Below are 18,320 nucleotides of genomic sequence, written 5' to 3' on the forward strand. Positions count from 1 at the left end.
CGGCGCATTAAAGCGCCTTGTTTGTTAGTTTATTTCTGCTACTCGATTTCGAAAGTGTTGGTGAGCGGATTCCGAAATATCGCATCCGAGATATTCTCGGCCTAAGTTTTTAGCGGCGATTAAGACCGAACCAGATCCAAAAAATGGATCGACGACCAGCTGATTTTTCGTGCTGCTTTGAGAAATTAGTGTTTCAAGCAATGGCACTGGCTTTTCTGTGGGATATCCGCGATAAACTCGTTTACATTCAAGAATATCTGGTATGCCTAAATTATTGAGTTTCTTTTTTCCTTTTTCAAAGAAAAGGATGTACTCGTGACGAGCTCTGTAATGGTATCCCATGCCGATTGTGACTTTATCCCAAATAATAGGTTTCCAAAATTTGAATCCTATTTTTTCTGCAATTGGTTTTACGACAAACATTGTTTCTTGATCGCAGAATAAGTAAAAATGCGAATTGTTCTTCAGAACCCGATATATCTGCATGAGAAGCGTTTCAAAACGCGCATTCGGGAAAATTTCAAACCACTGATTACTCGACGATTTACTTACTTTTAGTCTGGTGGTTGTCCCGATATTTCGGTGCTTTTCCAGGGATTCGTAGGGTGGATCTGTGATTAAAAGATCGACGCTTGCATCGGCAAGTGTCGCAAGCCAACTGACCGCATCATCTCGATAAATTTGCATTGAACCTCTAGACTAAACTGCTACATACGCGCCCATTTTCTGAGACATGAGAAGGTACACCTTTCTTCAATTTACGGCAATCGATACAATAACTTTGATCGCCATCTGGATTTTTAGCCGTTTTTCTCGCAGGTGTCTTTCCAAAGGATAATGGGTAGGGATGAAATACATGTTCACCGCCGTTTGCAGCTGAACAATGTGGGCAAGATTTATAGTTTCTAGTGGTTTGAGGGTCTTTTTTATAGATCATTCCACTCTTTAATGCTCTGTTACAACAGTTACAAGCCATATTATTCATCCTAAGTGATTTAGTGATAAATAATATAAGGTGAATCACCAACTGATGTTGAGATTGACCCGAGATTTACGAGTTCAAGATGTGGTCGTTCTCAAGCCAATGAAGGGGACTCGAATCATCCGCTTAGATTGACTCGAGTTGGTGAGTCGAGAGGATATCTCAAATCATTAAGTGATCGCGGTTACTAGTAATACCAGACTCATCACGAGGGCCAATACCATCACGATCCCAAGGCCGATAAATTGCCAAGCTTTGCCCTGACTAAAATCCTGCTGGCGTTGTTTGTCTGATTGAACACCTAATAATGCGGCGAAGACACTTTTTAGTATACTTGAAGGTTTTTCGGCCATTATTTAGTCCCTATATTGAGGCTGTTTAAGTCAAGCATAAAACAATCTTGGTAGAGTGATTGGATCATGCCTCAAGCTGCGCTAAAATTGCGCACTTTCAAACCCAATGGTTATCCCAATGAGCACACCTTTTTTAATTGCCCCTTCTATTCTAGCTGCTGATTTTGCCCGTTTGGGCGAAGAGGTGGAAAATGTACTTGCCGCAGGCGCAGACGTGATCCACTTTGATGTGATGGACAATCACTATGTGCCAAATTTAACCTTTGGGCCAGCCGTATGTCAGGCCTTGCGTAATTACGGTATTGAAGCGCCTATCGACGTGCATTTAATGGTTAAGCCAGTGGATAGTCTGATCCCCGAGTTTGCAAAAGCGGGGGCAAGCATGATTACTTTTCATGCCGAAGCTTCAGAGCATATTGATCGTAGCTTACAACTGATCAAAGAGCAGGGCTGTCAAGCGGGCCTAGTATTGAATCCCGCGACGCCACTACACTACTTGGATTATGTGATGGATAAGTTGGATATGATCTTGTTGATGTCAGTCAATCCCGGTTTTGGTGGTCAAAAATTCATTCCTGGTAGCCTTGATAAATTACGTCAAATTCGCGATAAAATTGATGCCAGTGGTTATCCGATTCGTTTAGAAGTGGATGGCGGTGTCACGCCGGATAATATTGCCGAAATCGCCGCCGCAGGCGCTGATATGTTTGTTGCTGGCTCGGCTATTTTTAGCAAACCAGATTACCGAGCAGTGATTGAGCAAATGCGTGCCGAATTAGCCAGTTTAAGTAAATAATAAGTAGTGAGCCTATATGACAACGTTAAACAAAATTAAGCTCATCGCTTTTGATTTAGATGGCACATTAGTCGATAGTGCGCCCGATTTGGCCTTAGCCATTAATGCGATGTTAGTTGATTTAGGTCGTGATGTGTTTAGTGAAGCGACGATCCGCCATTGGGTAGGCAATGGTGCCGAAGTTTTGATTAAGCGAGCACTCTCTGGTTGTTCAGAGATTGCGGCAGATCTAGATGAAGCGCTTTACTTAAGTGCAAAACCTTTATTTAACCGACATTATGCTGAAAAGCTGTGTGTAGCGAGTCGCTTATATGCAGGGGTTCGTTTAAGCTTAGCGGCGTTAGCCGAGATGAACCTTCCAATGGCGATTGTGACGAATAAACCAAGCTTGTTTACCCAACCACTATTAGAACAGCTTGATCTTGCGCAATACTTTGATGTGGTATTATCTGGTGATAGCTTAGCGCGTAAGAAGCCAGACCCTCTACCTTTAACTCACTTAGTTGGTCAGTATCAACTGGGTATTGAACAGTTGCTGATGGTCGGTGATTCAAAAAATGATATTCAAGCAGCAAAAGCTGCAGGATGTCGCTCACTAGGCTTGACCTATGGTTATAACTACGGTGAAGATATTGCCTTAAGTGACCCCGATTTTGTGGCGGATAGCCTCGAGACCCTGGTTGAATTAATGTCGGGTTCAGTCACGGCTTAAGTCCCATTTGTATTGTTTAAGTAGGAAAATCATGAGTAAACCCGTTGTATTAAGTGGCATTCAGCCATCCGGTTCGTTAACCATTGGTAATTATATTGGGGCGATTAACCAGTGGATCCACATGCAAAATGAATATAACTGTCATTTCATGCTGGCAGATTTGCATGCGATAACAGTTCGTCAAGAACCTAAGCAATTTAAAAACCAAGTCTTAGATGGTTTAGCCATGTACATAGCTTGTGGTTTAGATCCCGACAAGAGCACCATCTTTGTCCAATCACAGGTACCAGAGCATGCTCAACTCGCTTGGGTACTTAATTGTTATACCCAAATGGGCGAATTGAATCGGATGACTCAGTTCAAAGATAAGTCGACCAAGTATGCGAATAACACCAATGCGGGTTTATATACTTATCCGGCTTTAATGGCGGCGGATATATTACTTTATCAGGCAAATGCGGTGCCGGTAGGGGAAGATCAAAAGCAACATTTAGAACTCACGCGTGATATTGCTAATCGTTTCAATAATCTTTACGGCGAAGTGTTCACGGTACCCGAACCATTTATTCCTCAGTTTGGTGCGCGAGTGATGTCGCTGCAAGAGCCAACCAAGAAGATGTCTAAGTCCGACGATAATGTTAAAGCTTTCATCTTGCTTAGCGATACACCCAAACAAATTGCTAAGAAAATTAAAGCTTCGGTGACCGACTCTGATGAACAGGCGCGGATCTATTTCGATCGAGAAGAAAAACCCGGTGTGTCTAATTTGCTCACGTTACAGTCGGTGGCAACTGGCCAGTCAATTGATGACTTGGTCGCGGGATATGCTGGTAAAATGTATGGTCACTTGAAAGTGGATACCGCCGATGCGGTGGTGGCAATGATGGAACCTATCCAAGCGCGCTATCATGCGCTGCGTGAAGATGAGTCAGCCCTGCAAGCAATCATGGCTAAAGGCGCGGCGCGAGCTAGTGAGCAAGCTCGCCAAACACTACATTCGGTCTATGAGGTACTCGGTTTTATCGGCTTAAAATAGCCTTTACAGCTTGCGGTTCGAAGAAAGCCCAGTGAATGCTGGGCTTTCGTGTTTGTAAGACGTTTGCTTAAGCGAACACGGGTTTTTAGCTTAACGAAAGATCAACCGACCTTCAGCAAAATCGTATAAGATAGTCCTCTTTTATGGCTTTGCATTATGAGTGAGACGATAAGGCTGCATGTTACTCATTATCGATAATTACGATTCGTTTACTTATAACCTTTACCAATATTTTTCGCAGTTAAAGGTTGAGGTTAAGGTGGTGCGTAACGATCAGCTCAGTATTACGCAGATCGAACAAATGGCGCCGACTCACCTGGTTATATCACCAGGACCTTGCTCGCCCAACGAGGCGGGGATATCTTTACAGGTGATCGCTGAATTTGCCGATCAATTGCCTATATTGGGGGTGTGTCTGGGCCATCAGTGTATCGCTCAGCATTTTGGGGCGAGAGTGGTCAGAGCGGACATGCCGATGCATGGTAAGGTCAGGCCAATCCATCATCAGCAGCAATCAGTATTTATGGGTTTGGTCAGTCCAATGGCGGTCACCCGTTATCACTCTTTATTAGTAGAGGCTGATAGCCTGCCAGATTGTTTGGAAGTCACGGCTTGGAGCCATGATCAGCAAGGGCAAGCTTATGAAATTATGGGGCTGCAGCATCGTTCTTTGCCGATCCACTCGGTGCAGTTTCACCCGGAAAGCATTCTTACTGAACAAGGTTTAGGCTTACTCGATAACTTTATTCGTTCGACTATATAGAATGCTAATGTTTAATAACGGTTTAATTTTATAATTAAATCGAATGAATAATTTATGCATATTTATGCGAAAGTTTATGTATTTTAGAGTAAAATGGCTTATTTGGCAGGACGCTTATTTAGAGCTATGCACTGAACTTGCGTAAAAATGGTTATATTTTGTATGGTGCTTTTGCAGTATGCTCAGACATCATGCTCGATATTTGTCATAATCCCAAGAATATTTACAAACTGTTAACTTCTCTGGCTATCGTTATAGGAATCGCCAGATTGATAAGGAGAACGCTACATGTCACATGCTGTAACTCGTGCGCTTTTTGACCAAGTCATGGTTCCCAATTACGCCCCCGCGGCGATTATTCCGGTGAAGGGCGAGGGCTCTCGTTTATGGGATCAAGAAGGGCGGGAGTATGTCGACTTTGCTGGTGGAATCGCGGTCAACTGTTTGGGGCATTGTCACCCCGCCTTAGTGAAAACCTTGACAGAACAGGGCCAAACACTATGGCACCTGAGTAATGTGCTGACCAACGAACCAGCTTTACGTTTGGCTGAAAAATTGGTGAATAGTACCTTTGCCGAGAAAGTATTTTTCTGTAATTCAGGCGCGGAAGCCAACGAAGCGGCCCTAAAGTTGGCTCGTCGCTATGCGATTGAACATGGAAGCCAAGATAAAACAAAAATCATTGCCTTCGAACAAGGGTTCCATGGACGTACTTTCTTTACCGTGACGGTGGGTGGACAAGCGAGCTATTCCGACGGTTTTGGTCCTAAACCCGCAGGTGTTGAGCACATTCCCTACAATGATACCGCCGCGCTGGAAGCGTTGATTGATGATCAAACCTGTGCAGTGATGATGGAACCTCTCCAAGGAGAGGGGGGGATCATTAGCGCCGATCTAGAATTTGCAAGAAAAGTTCGCGAGCTGTGTGATAAACACCAAGCATTACTTATTTTTGATGAAGTACAAACTGGCGTCGGCCGCACAGGGGAACTTTACGCTTACATGGGTCTAGGGATCACGCCGGATATACTCACCTCGGCGAAAGCTTTAGGTGGGGGGTTTCCTATTGCGGCTATGCTGACGACAACTGAGATTGCCGCCTCAATGAAGGTCGGCACTCATGGCAGTACTTATGGTGGAAACCCCTTGGCTTGCGCTGTGGCAGCAACTGCCTTCGATATTGTTAATAGTGAATCAGTCTTAGCGGGTGTGAAACAACGGGAGCAGTGGTTCAGAGAAGCTTTAATGGCGATTAATGATAAATATCAGGTTTTTTCTGAGGTGCGCGGTAAGGGGCTACTGTTGGGTGCGGTGCTGAATGAGCAATATCAGGGGCGTGCGCGCGACTTCTTAGTGGCTGCGGCGGCGGAAGGGCTTATGGTTCTGGTGGCAGGGGCGAACGTGATCCGTTTTACCCCTTCTTTAATTATTCCTCAGCTTGATATAGAGCTGGGTATGCAGCGTTTCGAACAAGCAATTGCCAAAGTGGTAAACGGCTAGTCTTATGGGCTTAGTCTCCTTGTGATACTAGGCCACTTCAATGCTTTATTATCATTCGGCGTGACTCTAAAGGGTCGCGGTGGTTTGTTATTTGATGAATGGAGACTTCGCTATGTTAGTTATCCGCCCTATTAAGGAAACGGACTATCCTGCGTTATTACAAATGGCGGTGGCTTCAGGGGTTGGCTTCACCTCTTTACCGGTTGATGAGCCTCTTTTAAAAGAAAAGCTCGCCCATTCGATACGTTCTTTTACCGCAGATGCCGACAGCCCAGGCAATCAACATTATTTAATGGTTGCTGAAGATAGCGACACCGGAGAAGTGGTTGGGACCACCGCTATTGATGCGGCTGTGGGGATGAGTAACCCCTTCTATACTTACCATCTCGGAAAAGTGGTTCATGCTTCGCGTAGCCTCAATGTTTATAACGTGGTTGAGACTCTTACTCTGACTAATGATTATACCGGGGTGACTGAGTTATGTACGCTGTTTTTGCAAGAGTCGCATCGTCGTGGAAACAATGGACGCTTATTATCCAAATGTCGTTTCTTATTGATGGCTGAACATTCGCATTGTTTTAATGATTCAGTGATCGCCGAAATGCGGGGGGTCTCTGATGAACACGGGCGTTCACCTTTTTGGCAGTGGTTACAGGATCATTTCTTTAGTGTTGATTTCCCGACGGCGGACTACTTAACCGGGGTTGGTAAGAAAGAATTTATTGCCGAGTTAATGCCGAAATATCCGATATACGTCAACTTATTGAGTAAAGAAGCACAGGCGGTGATTGGTGAGGTGCATGAAAAAACTCGTCCAGCTTTACGCCTGCTCGAATCTGAAGGTTTTTGTAAACACGGTTATGTGGATATTTTTGATGCTGGGCCGACCGTCGAGTGCCCATTAAAGTTGATCGAAAGTGTCAAACATTCCCTCAAGGTGAGCATCAGTATTGCGGAGCCCGCCGCCTCTGCTGAAGAAATGTTACTAAGTAATGCTCGCTTAGTTGATTTTAGAGCTTGTGTGGCGGCGATCCAGTTAGATTCCGACTCATTGCGAGCGGGTATATCGGCTAGTACTGCAGCAGCCTTAGAGGTACAAGAGGGTGATCTGATTCGTATTGGTGCGCTACGTTTAGAATAGTCATAGGCTCGCCCATGGGGCCGCTATAAAGGATGTGAGGTTGTAGATGGAACATTTAAATCAGTTTATTAATGGTCAATGGCTAGCGGGTCAAGGTGCCTCGTTTCAGTCTATCGATCCAGCCAAGAATGTTTGCGTTTGGCAGGGCAATGCTGCGTTATCAGCGCAAGTCGATCAAGCGGTTAAGGCGGCACGATCGAGCCAGTTTGACTGGTATATGCTTGGGCTAGAATCAAGAATTGCAGTGATTAAACAATTCGCGGCCTTGTTGGAGCAAAATAAAGAGCGCCTAGCCTTAGTGATTGCCCAAGAGACCGGTAAACCCTTGTGGGAAACTCGCACTGAAGTTGTCGCGATGATCGGCAAGGTGGCTATTTCCGAGAAAGCCTATGCCGAGCGAACTGGCGAGTCATCTTCTGAGTTACCGATTGCAAAAGCGGTATTACGTCACAAGCCGCATGGTGTGGTGGCGGTATTTGGTCCCTATAATTTCCCAGGGCATTTACCTAATGGTCATATTGTTCCCGCTTTAATTGCCGGTAATAGTGTGGTGCTGAAACCTTCAGAACTCACGCCTTATACTTCGGAATGTATCGTTAAATTATGGCAACAAGCGGGTTTGCCTGAGGGTGTACTTAACTTACTGCAAGGGGAGGTGGTTACAGGTAAGGCGCTGGCTGCTCATCCTGATATCGATGGGTTATTTTTTACTGGTAGTTCTAACACGGGTCACTTATTGCATCAGCAGTTTGCCAGTCAGCCGGATAAAATACTCGCTTTAGAAATGGGCGGCAATAATCCCTTGGTGGTTGACCAAGTCGCCGATGTTGACGCTGCGGTACACGATATTGTTCAATCCGCCTTTATTTCGGCAGGACAGCGCTGTACTTGCGCACGCCGTTTGTTTTTGCCTCGTAGTGAACAAGGTGAGCAGATCTTAGCCCGTCTATTAGAAGTCACTCAAGCCATTCAAGTGGGTCTCTATGATGCCGAGCAGCAGCCCTTTATGGGCGCAATGATTAGTGCGAAAGCTGCCGCAGGAATGGTTGAGGCCCAACGGCAGTTGCAACAGCTCGGTGGGCAGTCCTTGCTTGAGCTACAGCAGCTAGAGCAAAACAAGGGCTTGGTTACACCTGGTATTATCGATGTGACGTCTGTTGCTGCGCTGCCCGATGAAGAGTACTTTGGCCCGTTATTGCAGGTGCTCCGTTATCATGACTGGGATGACGCGATTGCTCAGGCAAATCATACTCGATTCGGTTTATCGGCAGGCTTGCTGAGCCATGATCCGCTAAAATGGGAAAACTTCCGTCATCGGATCCGCGCCGGTATTGTCAATTGGAACCGTTCGATTACCGGCGCTTCGAGTGCTGCACCTTTTGGTGGCGTGGGCGCTTCTGGAAATCATCGGGCTAGTGCTAAGTATGCGGCGGACTACTGTGCTTATCCTGTCGCCTCTATGGAAGGTGAAGCCAGCGTGATGCCAGCGGTACTCAGCCCAGGCTTACACTTTTAGGGAGAATATGATGACCTTAGATTTGTTTTTTGAACGTTTATGGCAACAATATTTGGCGGTGACACCTAGCGCCGAAGCGATCCATCAGCTGTTGGGCGATGGTCATCAGATCGTCAATGATCATATTGCCATTCGCAGCTTTAATTTACCGAATACCGGTGTGGAAGCTTTTGCGAAACACTTATTGGCGATGGGCTATCATCGAGGAGGAGAATACCATTTTGCGAATAAGCACTTAGACGCGGCTCACTTTGAGCATTCCGACCCGAGTATTCCCAAAGTCTTTATTAGTGAATTACAGGTTGAGAGCTTGTCTGATAAGGCGCAGATGATTGTTCAAGGTTTGGCTAAGCAGGTGCCATTAGCGCTTTATCAACAGCCAGAAGTTTTTTTCTGTGGCCGTCCATGGCAATTGAGCTACGCTGATTATCAGCAGCTACTTGAAGAAAGTGAATATGCCGCTTGGTTGGCTGCTTATGGTTATCGAGCGAATCATTTTACGGTGTCAGTCAACCAGCTACCGCATTTCGACAGCTTACAACAGGTGAATCAATGTTTGAGTGAGGCGGGTTATGTGCTCAATAAGCTTGGTGGTGAGATCAAAGGTTCGCCGGAAGTGTTATTAGAGCAATCTTCAACTATGGCAGATTTATCTGAAGTAGTATTTAGTGATTCTAGTCAACGCATTCCCAGTTGCTTCTATGAGTTTGCACTGCGTTATCCATTACCGAACGGTGAGTTATATTCCGGCTTTGTTGAAGCTTCGGCGGATAAAATATTTAGTAGTACTAATCGTTAGTTGGCACAATAAAAAAGCCGCATAAGCGGCTTTTTTTATAGGTAAACAGAGAGTTGCTTAGCGGGTACCGTAAACCACAATTGTTTTACCGTGGGCGGTGATAAGCTCTTGCTCTTCTAGCATCTTAAGAATACGACCAACCGTTTCACGAGAACAGCCAACAATTTGGCCGATCTCTTGGCGGGTAATCTTAATTTGCATACCATCTGGATGAGTCATCGCATCTGGCTGTTTCGCTAGGTTTAGTAAAGTCTGAGCAATTCGACCAGTCACGTCTAAGAAGGCTAAATCACCCACTTTTTGGCTGGTGATCTGCAGGCGGGTTGCCATTTGCCCTGACAAACGCATCAGGATCTCAGGATTCACTTGAATCAGTTGACGGAATTTCTTATAAGAAATTTCGGCAACCTCACAAGGGCTTTTAGCCCTGATCCAAGCGGTCCGGATCGGGTTTTCAGTGTCTTCGAAAAGGCCTAGTTCGCCCATGAAGTCACCTTGATTCAGATAAGACAAGATCATTTCCTTGCCTTCTTCATCTTTAATTAAAACCGCGACTGAGCCCTTGACTATGTAGTATAGGGTTTCGGCTTTTTCGCCGGCATGAATTAGGGTGCTTTTTGAAGGGTACTTATGTATGTGACAGTGAGAAAGAAACCACTCCATCACCGGATCAGCTTGAGGTTTGCCAATTACCATATTAAAGAAATCCTCTGTCTTTATAATTATTTACCAGCTATATACTTAGTAAATTGTATTTATTCTAATTGTTTTCCATCCACCCCTAGCATAAAAGGCTTCGGACTTTGCTGCAAGGCATTTATACGCCTTTAGTATGAGGTAATTACTAGCCATGAACCTTGACCTAGATTAAGCTGGTGAACGAAATATTAAGCAGGAGAATCTAATATGAAAGCGTCGGTCAAGTGGTCAAAAGAACTACAGTTTATTGGTGAAAGCAGTTCAGGCCACCAAATATTGATGGATGGCGACGCTGCGAAAGCTGCTCCGAGCCCGATGGAGTATGTCTTAATGGCGGCTGGTGGATGTAGTTCTGTGGATGTCATTTCCATTTTATCTAAGGCTCGGCAGCAAGTGACTGATTGCCAAGTTCATTTGGATTCAGAGCGAGCCGAGGCGGCGCCGAAGGTATTTACCAACATCCACCTGGAGTTTGTCGTAAGTGGGGTGAATTTGAGCGACAAGCACGTTGCCCGAGCGGTGCAATTGAGTATGGAAAAATACTGCTCGGTATCGTTAATGTTGGGTAACAGCTGTGAAATTAGCCACAGCTATCGGATTGAAAGCGCGAGTTAACGAACTTTTCCGGTTTCCAGCAATTGTTGGATCATCGGTGATAAAATTAGCTCCATGGCGAAACCCATCTTTCCTCCTGGAACCACGATGGTGTTTTGCCGCGACATATAAGCACCGTCAATCATCTGTAACAGATAAGGAAAATTAACGTTTTTGAGTCCTCTAAAACGGATCACTAACATGCTTTCATCGAGTGACGGAATACTCTTAGCGCTAAAAGGGTTTGATGTATCGACCGTAGGGACGCGCTGAAAGTTGATATGGGTACGCGAAAATTGTGGGGTGATGTAGTTGATGTAGTCATCCATTGAACGAACAATTGAATCTTGCACGGCCTCTCGTGAATGGCCTCGTTCGGTGGTATCCCTCACCAGTTTTTGGATCCATTCTAAGTTCACAATCGGCACCATGCCGATCAGCAAATCAACTTTTGACGCGACATTTTTCTCATCGTAGACCACGCCGCCGTGCAAGCCTTCATAAAATAATACTTCGGTTTCTTCCGGCAGTTCCTGCCAAGGGGTAAACGTGCCCGGCATTTGATTGTATGGCACGGCTTCGTCGAAGGTGTGCAGATAACGTCGATATTGACCAGTACCATCTTCTCCATATTGTTTGAAAAATTCATACAACAAATTGAAGTCGTTGGCCTCCGGGCCGAAGTAGCTGATGTGCTTTCCGTGTTCGCGAGCCTTTCGGATGGCTACATCCATTTCGGGTCGAGTGTAACGGTGAAAACTGTCGCCCTCAATAAAGGCTGCATTCAGTTTATGTTGCCTAAATAAGTGAGCGAATACCTCACTGGTGGTTGACGTTCCGGCACCGGAAGAACCAGTGACAGCGATAATAGGATGTTTAGCTGACATAATGACCTATCTGTAAGTGAGACTATAAACATGATTTATACATCATCCTGCAGCCTATCCGTGGCTGAGGCATTAAATTGCTCTTTGGCAATCAAGTTGACTGTTTCATGTAGTTCTGAGTATACGATTAAAACTGAACCATTAATAACCTGTTGTTTAATTTGCTCTCGTTTGTCTTCTAAACTCAACTCTTGTTCACCATAGTCGGTGCCTTCACGTAATACGAAACTTTCGAGTAAAGCTTCGAAAGTGTCGGCCGCTAGGTTTTGCCAAGGAATTATCATGAATTAGCATGCTCTTTTGTGTTGAGGTGCTGGCTAAACCACTGTGGAATAGCAGACTCTAGCCAGAATGTTGGACGAAATAGGCTACCACCGACAAATCCTACATGTCCACCAGTGCGGCTTAGTCGATATTCAATCGCGGGGCTGATTTGCTCATTTCGCGGGATCACTCTTGCGTCCATAAAAGGATCATCGGCGGCGTGGATCAGCAAAGTGGGTAAGCCAATGTGCTTGAGTAAGGGTAAGCCGCTACAGCGTTGGTAATAGTCAACGGCACCTGCAAACTGATGGGCTGGGGCGGTGTAGTGTTCATCAAACTCTACGAAGTTACGCCAGCGCTTGACTTGCGTTTGTTGCAGTGGGGCTTGTGGCATACGGCTAATCTTTTTACAGAGGTTTTTTTTCATCCGGCTGAGTAAGTGATGCTGGTATATTTGAGAAAAACCCTGTTGTAGTCGCTGGGAACAGGCGGCTAAGTGCAGTGGCGCAGAGATGACCGCGGCCGCAGTTAGCGGTGAGCGTGGTTCTTTCGCTAGATAATTCACCAACATATTCCCGCCTAGCGAGTAGCCCAAGGCGAATAGAGGGGCTTTGGGATTGAGTGCGTGTAAATGCTCAATACAAGCTCGTGCGTCATCAATCTCGCCACTGTGGTAACCGCGCCATAGCTTGTTGGGTTTACCACTACATCCTCGAAAATGCATCACCACTGCTCGCCAGCCTTGCTGTTTACAAGCTTGTAAGATCCCCTTGGCATAGGGTGAATGTACACTGCCTTCTAAGCCATGGAAGACGAGCACGATTGCTTGTTCTGGTTTGTCAGTCTTGGCACTATCAATCCAAGCGAGATCGATAAAGTCACCATCGTCTAGATCTAACTGTTGCCAATCCAAATTGAGTTTTTTGTTGCGCAATAACAAAGTGGGCAGCAGAGTTTGAATATGCCGATTACGAGCCCACCAGGGCGCTTTAAAGTGCGTAGAGTTAATTTTTTGCCTCCATTAAAACCACTGAGTAAACGATATGGTGTGGCATAACAATTTTCGAGTTTGGTCAAATTAGTTTACAAGTTACTCATGGTAACATAACCTTTGTTCACGGCAGATGATTGAGATAGCACATGAACCAAGCAAGCAAACTGCAATTGTCCCAAGAGTTAAGCGATTTGCAAGCGGCTTATCGTCAACAGCCTTACCCTAGTTTAGCGATACGTCGCTACCATCTTAGCCAAATGCTGCGGCTGTTGCTCGATAATCAAGCCGCTATTATCGCTGCGATTAGTGACGATTTTGGTTATCGCAGTCCGCATGAGTCGAGGCTGATTGAAATTTTCCCGGCCATCGAGGGCCTGCGTTATAGTCTAAAACACCTCAAAAAATGGCTTAAGCCACAACATCGTCAGGTGAGTCTTTGGTACTTTGGAGCGAGTAATCGGGTTCAGGCTCAACCGCTCGGGGTGGTTGGGGTCATTGTCCCCTGGAACTACCCTCTGTATTTGGCCTTCGCGCCCCTTACCGATGCACTGGCGGCAGGAAATAAGTTGATGATTAAAATGTCTGAACTTAGTCCCGCCTTAAGCCATTTGCTGATCCAATTGTTGCCAAAGTACTTGCCCGACGATGTGCTGCGGATCTATTCAGACGACGGCTCACTGGGGCCAAGTTTTTCAGCCTTGCCCTTTGATCACCTCATCTTTACTGGTTCCACCCAAACAGGGCGTAAAGTGATGGCGGCCGCCGCGCAAAACTTAACCCCTGTTACCTTAGAGTTAGGCGGAAAGTCACCAGTGATCGTGGCTGAGGATTATCCCATAACTCAGGCGGCTGAGCGAATACTGATGGGGAAGCTGCTGAATGCTGGGCAAACTTGTGTGGCACCCGATTACGTGTTGCTTCCCAAGGGAACGAGGTCAGCTTTTATTCAGGCTTGTTTAGCTTATACCGCCAAACACTACAGCGATATGTCAGATCCTGCTCTTTCTAATATGATCTCGGCGGATTTTTTAACTCGGCAGGTGAACTTGCGCGAGCAGGCAATAGCCCAGGGCGCTGAATTTATCCCGTTAATTGCTGGTGAATGTGCAGGGAAATTTACGCCGGGTTTGTTAGTTGACGCAGCTGCGTCATCCTTGGTGATGCAGCAAGAGATTTTTGGTCCACTATTACCGATTGTCGAATATCAAGATTTGTCGCAGGCCATCACTTATGTCAACCAAACTGCACCGCCGTTGGCCCTTTATCTATTTACCAAGCAGTTTGGGGTGCAGCTACGAGTGCAGCAGCAAATTCAAGCTGGTGGCCTGTGTATTAATGAGGTGTTACTACATGTGGCTCAGCATCAGCTGCCATTTGGCGGAGTCGGCAGCAGTGGTATGGGCCACTACCATGGTTACGATGGTTTTGTGCAGTTTTCTAAAATGCTGCCAATCTTTAAACAAGGTCCATTTGCAGCGACTCGTTTGATGCGACCGCCTTATACCCGCATCAGCGACTACTTGCTTAAATTGATGACCCGTGGATAATCGAATTAGCCAAAGTTAAGGGGGAGCGCTAGTGGATTGCCAGTTTTGTTCTCGGGCATGGTTTGTAGAAAAGTTAGGGCGTTGTAAGCAATGCATGATTTTGGCCAACTTGGGTTGGATACTGATGTTATGCCTTTGCATTGTCTACCGAGGAGATATAGCCGTGTATCGGCTGAGCTTATGGGCTGGTTTTGCCGCGTTTGCTAGTTTAAGTGCTGCCCATTGGTTGATGTTTTTTTATTACCGATGGTTTGCGTCAAAATAGTCACATGCGGCCAACTATTAATCCGTGTTTAGACTGCTTAAATGAGGTGCTATCACTTGCTCAGCTTGAGTTAATAATAAGTTTTCTGGCGATAGCCAATGGATCTCATCACCGCGACGCTCCATCTTTCTGAACCAGGTATCCTGGCGTTTGGCAAATTGGTGGATTTGAGAATTGAGCTTTTGAAACATATCGTTATAGCTCAGCTGTTGTTGCAGGTATTGTGCGACTAAACGGTACTCTAAGCCATAAAACTCTAGTTTTGCATAGCTCACACCTTGAGCGTGCAGGCGTTCAACTTCTTCCACTAAACCCTGTTCAAGCCGCTGTTTTAAACGTAGCGTGATGCGTTGACGGAGTACTGCTCGCTCCCAACGGATCCCCAAGTAAAGTGGCTTTATCTCGGGGTGAGGGGAGGTTTGCGGGGGCGCTGTGTCTGACTCGGCAATTTCAATGGCTCGCACTAAACGCGGTCGGACCTGTAAATCAGTATTATTATGTTGCTCGGGCTTTACTGAGAGTAAACGTTGCTGCAGTTGCTCTAGGCTGAGTTCTGCAAGCTCGTTACGTAGGGCCTGATTGCTTGGTACTTCATGTAGCTGATAATTTTGGGTCACCGCATCAATGTACAAACCTGTTCCACCAACCATAACGGGGAGCTGTTGTCGTTGTTTAATTTGCTGGTAGGCTTTGAAGAAATCACGCTGAAAATGAAATACGCTGTATTCGGCCTCAGGTTCAACGATATCAATTAGGTGATAGGGGATCTCCTGGTATTCATCCAGATCTTTACCCGAGCCTAAATCCAAGCCTCGATACACTTGCCTAGAATCGGCAGATAGTATTTCGCCGCCGTAAAGTCTGGCGATCTCCACGCCAAGATGGGTTTTTCCTGATGCGGTAGGCCCGAGAACAACCAGCAAGTTTGCAAGATTAGTCGACATAGTAGTATTGATTACAGAGTGTTGGCGGGAATGGTAACAAGAAAAAACAAAAACGGCATGTGCAGAAGCAACATGCCGAGTGAAATAGCCTGAGATCCTTGGCAAAAATGGTGTTTAAGCCTAGTTTTCCCAGAAGTTTTTGCGAGACTCTTGGTAGCGGTCTGCTTCTGTTAAACCGATATCACGTAATAAGTACGCGGGTAATTGAGCCAATTGACGGCGGGTTTTTTGGCGCTGGATCCACACATTACAAAGATTGTATAACTCAACAATACCGTGTTGGGTTTGTGGTAAGGAAGAACTGTGTTTATTGCTGTGGATCGTGTTTATATTGATATTCATATCGAGGACCTCATCTCAGTTGATGGGAGAATAGTAGTTCTGAAATGCGAGGTTCTCAAACAAGTTAAATTGCAACCTAATCATTAGAAAAACTAATGTAACGTGGTTTTTTTATAGAGCCGTTTTGAATCGATTTTAGACGTGAATAAATATTCATAAATGTGAATGTAAAATTCATTTGAATATTTTATTTAGCATTTTTGTAGCAGTTTATTTACTCTCTGAGCCTTTATTTTAGGGATTCACATTTATGCTAAAGCTTTGTTGTGATCCAGGTCGTTATTGCGTAATTATTCGCTAGTTGAATTGCCTCTAGATTGACACTTAATCCCCCGTAAATAAAGGGACTATTGGTGGTTTGAATTAGTCGTTCATTTTTTGTTTAGGATCAATTTTGGAATACCATGAAAGCCTTCGTTGTTTATTTGTTTTGTTGCGACCTTGTGCATGAGCTGTTGCTTGGTTGATATCAAAAAGATCGGTTTTTGATCGAATTTGACATGAAGCATTTTAGGCTGAGGAATGAACCACAAGTTCGCTGGGTTAATGTTTTTTTTGGCTTAGTTAATTTAACCTAAATGATTTTTGTGGCTTGCTGGTGATTGTTCGTTTTACATTCAATTGTTTGTACGCTAATGCTAGAGTGCATAGGCGACAAAACATAACGACAATAAATAACTAACGATAAGGACATGGCATGAACCTAACATCCTTTAATCCGCCGCGGCGGATTTTAATGGGCCCCGGCCCTTCCGATATTTCACCACAAGTATTACAGGCACAGAGTCGTCCCATTATTGGCCATCTTGATCCACTGTTTGTAAATATGATGGATGAAATTAAGGCGCTGCTGCAATATGCTTTTCAAACTACGAATCAACATACCTTTGCGGTTTCCGCTCCTGGCTCTGCTGGCATGGAAACTTGCTTTGTGAATTTGGTCGAGCCTGGTGACAAGGTTATTGTTTGTATTAATGGGGTATTTGGTCAACGGATGTTGGAAAATGTCGAACGTTGTGGCGGTATCGCTGTGGTGGTAGAGGATGCTTGGGGGCAGCCTGTCTCTCCGGCAAAAGTGGAGCAGGCCTTACAGCAGCACCCCGACAGTAAAATCGTGGCTTTTGTGCATGCCGAAACCTCTACTGGTGTCGCGTCTGATGCACAGGCTTTATGTGGCTTGGCCAAGCAGCACGGCTGTTTGTCGATTGTAGATGCGGTGACCTCCGTCGGCGGGATCCCGGTTTTGGTTGATGAGTGGGGGATTGATGCAATTTACTCTGGCAGTCAAAAGTGTTTGTCTTGTGTGCCTGGTCTATCGCCGGTGAGCTTTAGCCCAGCGGCGGTTGAAAAACTGAAAGGCCGTAAAACCAAGGTGCAGAGTTGGTTCTTAGACCAAAGCTTGGTTATGGCCTATTGGTCAGGTGAGCAAAAACGTTCTTATCATCATACCGCTCCTGTGACAGCTCTATATGCTTTGCATGAGTCACTGCTGATGTTACATCAAGAAGGCTTAGAGCAAGCTTGGCAGCGGCATGCGCAGCAACATGCCTTATTAGCTGCGGGTTTGGACAAATTGGGATTAAATCTGATGGTAGAGATTGCATATCGATTGCCGCAATTAAATCTGGTTGCGGTGCCTGAAGGTGTAGATGAACAAGCGGTTCGCGCTCGTTTGTTGAATGACTACAATTTGGAAATTGGCGCAGGCCTTGGACAGTTTGCAGGAAAGGCCTGGCGAATTGGTTTAATGGGATATGCGGCACGTCAAGAGAATGTGAGCTTGTGTTTAGCGGCACTTGCCGAGGTATTGGAACAAGACTAGCGGTTTCTCCTATACTCAAGCATGAAACCCGCGTCGGCGGGTTTGTTGTTATATTACTTTAAAGGAGCTATTTTGTGTTCATCGATTTTGCTGAGTTAACGAGTCAGCAGATTTACCACTGTATGACTCAAACTATCGTCCCTCGCCCTATTGCTTGGGTTTTGAGTGATAACGGGCAAGCTGCTTCCTATAATTTAGCGCCATTTTCGTATTTCACTGCAATAAGTTCAGATCCACCCTTGATCATGCTATCGCTTGGTAAGAAACCGGATGGTTGTGACAAAGACACTAAAGTGAATATTGAGCAGCGTCAGTATTGTGTGGTTCATCTCGCGCATGCTAAGCAAGCCAAATTAGTGACTGA

21 protein-coding genes (1 of these 21 running past the window's edge) are annotated in these 18,320 nt (G+C 45.5%); 13 read left to right on the forward strand and 8 right to left on the reverse strand.

What is annotated here, in order from left to right:
- Window positions 1-24: 24 nt before the first annotated feature.
- Complete coding sequence (locus tag ACRRSW_RS02595) at window positions 25-687, reverse strand: DNA-methyltransferase (protein ID WP_432460783.1); 663 nt, start codon at window positions 685-687, stop codon at window positions 25-27.
- 465 nt (window positions 688-1,152) lie between these two features.
- Complete coding sequence (locus ACRRSW_RS02600; RefSeq protein WP_432454722.1) at window positions 1,153-1,335, reverse strand: DUF2970 domain-containing protein; 183 nt, start codon at window positions 1,333-1,335, stop codon at window positions 1,153-1,155.
- A 118-nt stretch (window positions 1,336-1,453) separates the two neighbouring features.
- Between ACRRSW_RS02600 and rpe the strand changes: the two genes are divergently transcribed.
- The 8 genes from rpe (at window position 1,454) to ACRRSW_RS02640 (ending at window position 9,598) form a co-directional block, all read left to right on the forward strand.
- Window positions 1,454-2,131, forward strand: a complete 678-nt coding sequence (rpe, locus tag ACRRSW_RS02605; RefSeq protein ID WP_432454721.1) for a ribulose-phosphate 3-epimerase — start codon at window positions 1,454-1,456, stop codon at window positions 2,129-2,131.
- Between the two features lie 16 nt (window positions 2,132-2,147).
- On the forward strand, window positions 2,148-2,843 hold the full coding sequence (locus ACRRSW_RS02610; RefSeq protein WP_432454720.1) for a phosphoglycolate phosphatase: 696 nt from the start codon (window positions 2,148-2,150) through the stop codon (window positions 2,841-2,843).
- A 31-nt stretch (window positions 2,844-2,874) separates the two neighbouring features.
- Window positions 2,875-3,879: a tryptophan--tRNA ligase gene (trpS, locus tag ACRRSW_RS02615; RefSeq protein WP_432454719.1), complete on the forward strand. Its 1,005-nt coding sequence runs from the start codon at window positions 2,875-2,877 to the stop codon at window positions 3,877-3,879.
- Between the two features lie 178 nt (window positions 3,880-4,057).
- Window positions 4,058-4,642: an anthranilate synthase component II gene (locus tag ACRRSW_RS02620; RefSeq protein ID WP_432454718.1), complete on the forward strand. Its 585-nt coding sequence runs from the start codon at window positions 4,058-4,060 to the stop codon at window positions 4,640-4,642.
- A 288-nt stretch (window positions 4,643-4,930) separates the two neighbouring features.
- On the forward strand, window positions 4,931-6,142 hold the full coding sequence (locus ACRRSW_RS02625) for an aspartate aminotransferase family protein (RefSeq protein WP_432460784.1): 1,212 nt from the start codon (window positions 4,931-4,933) through the stop codon (window positions 6,140-6,142).
- 112 nt (window positions 6,143-6,254) lie between these two features.
- Entirely contained in the window at window positions 6,255-7,283 is a 1,029-nt protein-coding gene (gene astA, locus ACRRSW_RS02630) for an arginine N-succinyltransferase (RefSeq protein ID WP_432460785.1), read from the forward strand.
- Window positions 7,284-7,329: 46 nt separating this feature from the next.
- Complete coding sequence (gene astD / locus ACRRSW_RS02635) at window positions 7,330-8,799, forward strand: succinylglutamate-semialdehyde dehydrogenase (protein ID WP_432454715.1); 1,470 nt, start codon at window positions 7,330-7,332, stop codon at window positions 8,797-8,799.
- A gap of 10 nt (window positions 8,800-8,809) precedes the next feature.
- Window positions 8,810-9,598: a DUF1338 domain-containing protein gene (locus tag ACRRSW_RS02640; protein WP_432456109.1), complete on the forward strand. Its 789-nt coding sequence runs from the start codon at window positions 8,810-8,812 to the stop codon at window positions 9,596-9,598.
- Between the two features lie 57 nt (window positions 9,599-9,655).
- Here the strand turns inward: ACRRSW_RS02640 and crp are convergent, their stop codons facing one another.
- Entirely contained in the window at window positions 9,656-10,294 is a 639-nt protein-coding gene (crp, locus tag ACRRSW_RS02645; protein ID WP_432454714.1) for a cAMP-activated global transcriptional regulator CRP, read from the reverse strand.
- A 210-nt stretch (window positions 10,295-10,504) separates the two neighbouring features.
- Here crp and ACRRSW_RS02650 point away from each other — a divergent pair, with 210 nt between their 5' ends.
- Complete coding sequence (locus ACRRSW_RS02650; protein WP_432454713.1) at window positions 10,505-10,912, forward strand: OsmC family protein; 408 nt, start codon at window positions 10,505-10,507, stop codon at window positions 10,910-10,912.
- Here the strand turns inward: ACRRSW_RS02650 and ACRRSW_RS02655 are convergent.
- The 3 genes from ACRRSW_RS02655 to ACRRSW_RS02665 are packed head-to-tail and all read right to left on the reverse strand — an operon-like array spanning window position 10,909 to window position 13,051.
- Window positions 10,909-11,778, reverse strand: coding sequence for a phosphoribulokinase (locus tag ACRRSW_RS02655; RefSeq protein WP_432454712.1), 870 nt, complete (start codon window positions 11,776-11,778; stop codon window positions 10,909-10,911). The two genes, ACRRSW_RS02650 and ACRRSW_RS02655, sit on opposite strands and share 4 nt — an antisense overlap.
- Before the next feature lie 35 nt (window positions 11,779-11,813).
- Complete coding sequence (locus ACRRSW_RS02660) at window positions 11,814-12,062, reverse strand: YheU family protein (RefSeq protein ID WP_432454711.1); 249 nt, start codon at window positions 12,060-12,062, stop codon at window positions 11,814-11,816.
- Window positions 12,059-13,051 carry a hydrolase gene (locus ACRRSW_RS02665; protein ID WP_432461090.1) on the reverse strand — a complete coding sequence of 331 codons (993 nt, stop codon included), beginning with the start codon at window positions 13,049-13,051 and terminating at the stop codon, window positions 12,059-12,061. Before ACRRSW_RS02665 ends, ACRRSW_RS02660 begins: the two co-directional genes overlap by 4 nt.
- Before the next feature lie 131 nt (window positions 13,052-13,182).
- On the opposite strand from ACRRSW_RS02665, the gene ACRRSW_RS02670 reads away from it, so the two are divergent.
- Window positions 13,183-14,583: a coniferyl aldehyde dehydrogenase gene (locus ACRRSW_RS02670; protein WP_432454710.1), complete on the forward strand. Its 1,401-nt coding sequence runs from the start codon at window positions 13,183-13,185 to the stop codon at window positions 14,581-14,583.
- A 94-nt stretch (window positions 14,584-14,677) separates the two neighbouring features.
- Window positions 14,678-14,848, forward strand: coding sequence for a hypothetical protein (locus ACRRSW_RS02675; protein WP_432456107.1), 171 nt, complete (start codon window positions 14,678-14,680; stop codon window positions 14,846-14,848).
- 17 nt (window positions 14,849-14,865) lie between these two features.
- Here ACRRSW_RS02675 and miaA read toward each other — a convergent pair whose 3' ends face one another.
- Window positions 14,866-15,792 (reverse strand): tRNA (adenosine(37)-N6)-dimethylallyltransferase MiaA, encoded by a 927-nt coding sequence (miaA, locus tag ACRRSW_RS02680; protein WP_432460787.1) that lies wholly within the window; start codon window positions 15,790-15,792, stop codon window positions 14,866-14,868.
- A gap of 120 nt (window positions 15,793-15,912) precedes the next feature.
- Window positions 15,913-16,134, reverse strand: a complete 222-nt coding sequence (locus ACRRSW_RS02685; RefSeq protein ID WP_432454708.1) for a DUF1127 domain-containing protein — start codon at window positions 16,132-16,134, stop codon at window positions 15,913-15,915.
- Window positions 16,135-16,831: 697 nt separating this feature from the next.
- Here ACRRSW_RS02685 and ACRRSW_RS02690 point away from each other — a divergent pair.
- Complete coding sequence (locus ACRRSW_RS02690; RefSeq protein WP_432454707.1) at window positions 16,832-17,956, forward strand: pyridoxal-phosphate-dependent aminotransferase family protein; 1,125 nt, start codon at window positions 16,832-16,834, stop codon at window positions 17,954-17,956.
- 74 nt (window positions 17,957-18,030) lie between these two features.
- Window positions 18,031-18,320, forward strand: the 5' portion of a protein-coding gene (locus tag ACRRSW_RS02695) for a flavin reductase family protein (protein ID WP_432454706.1). Its footprint extends 325 nt past the window's final position; the window shows 290 of its 615 coding nt (coding positions 1-290); it begins with the start codon at window positions 18,031-18,033; its stop codon lies beyond the right edge, outside the window.

Source organism: Agarivorans sp. QJM3NY_25 (assembly GCF_050870875.2).
Lineage (GTDB): Bacteria > Pseudomonadota > Gammaproteobacteria > Enterobacterales > Celerinatantimonadaceae > Agarivorans.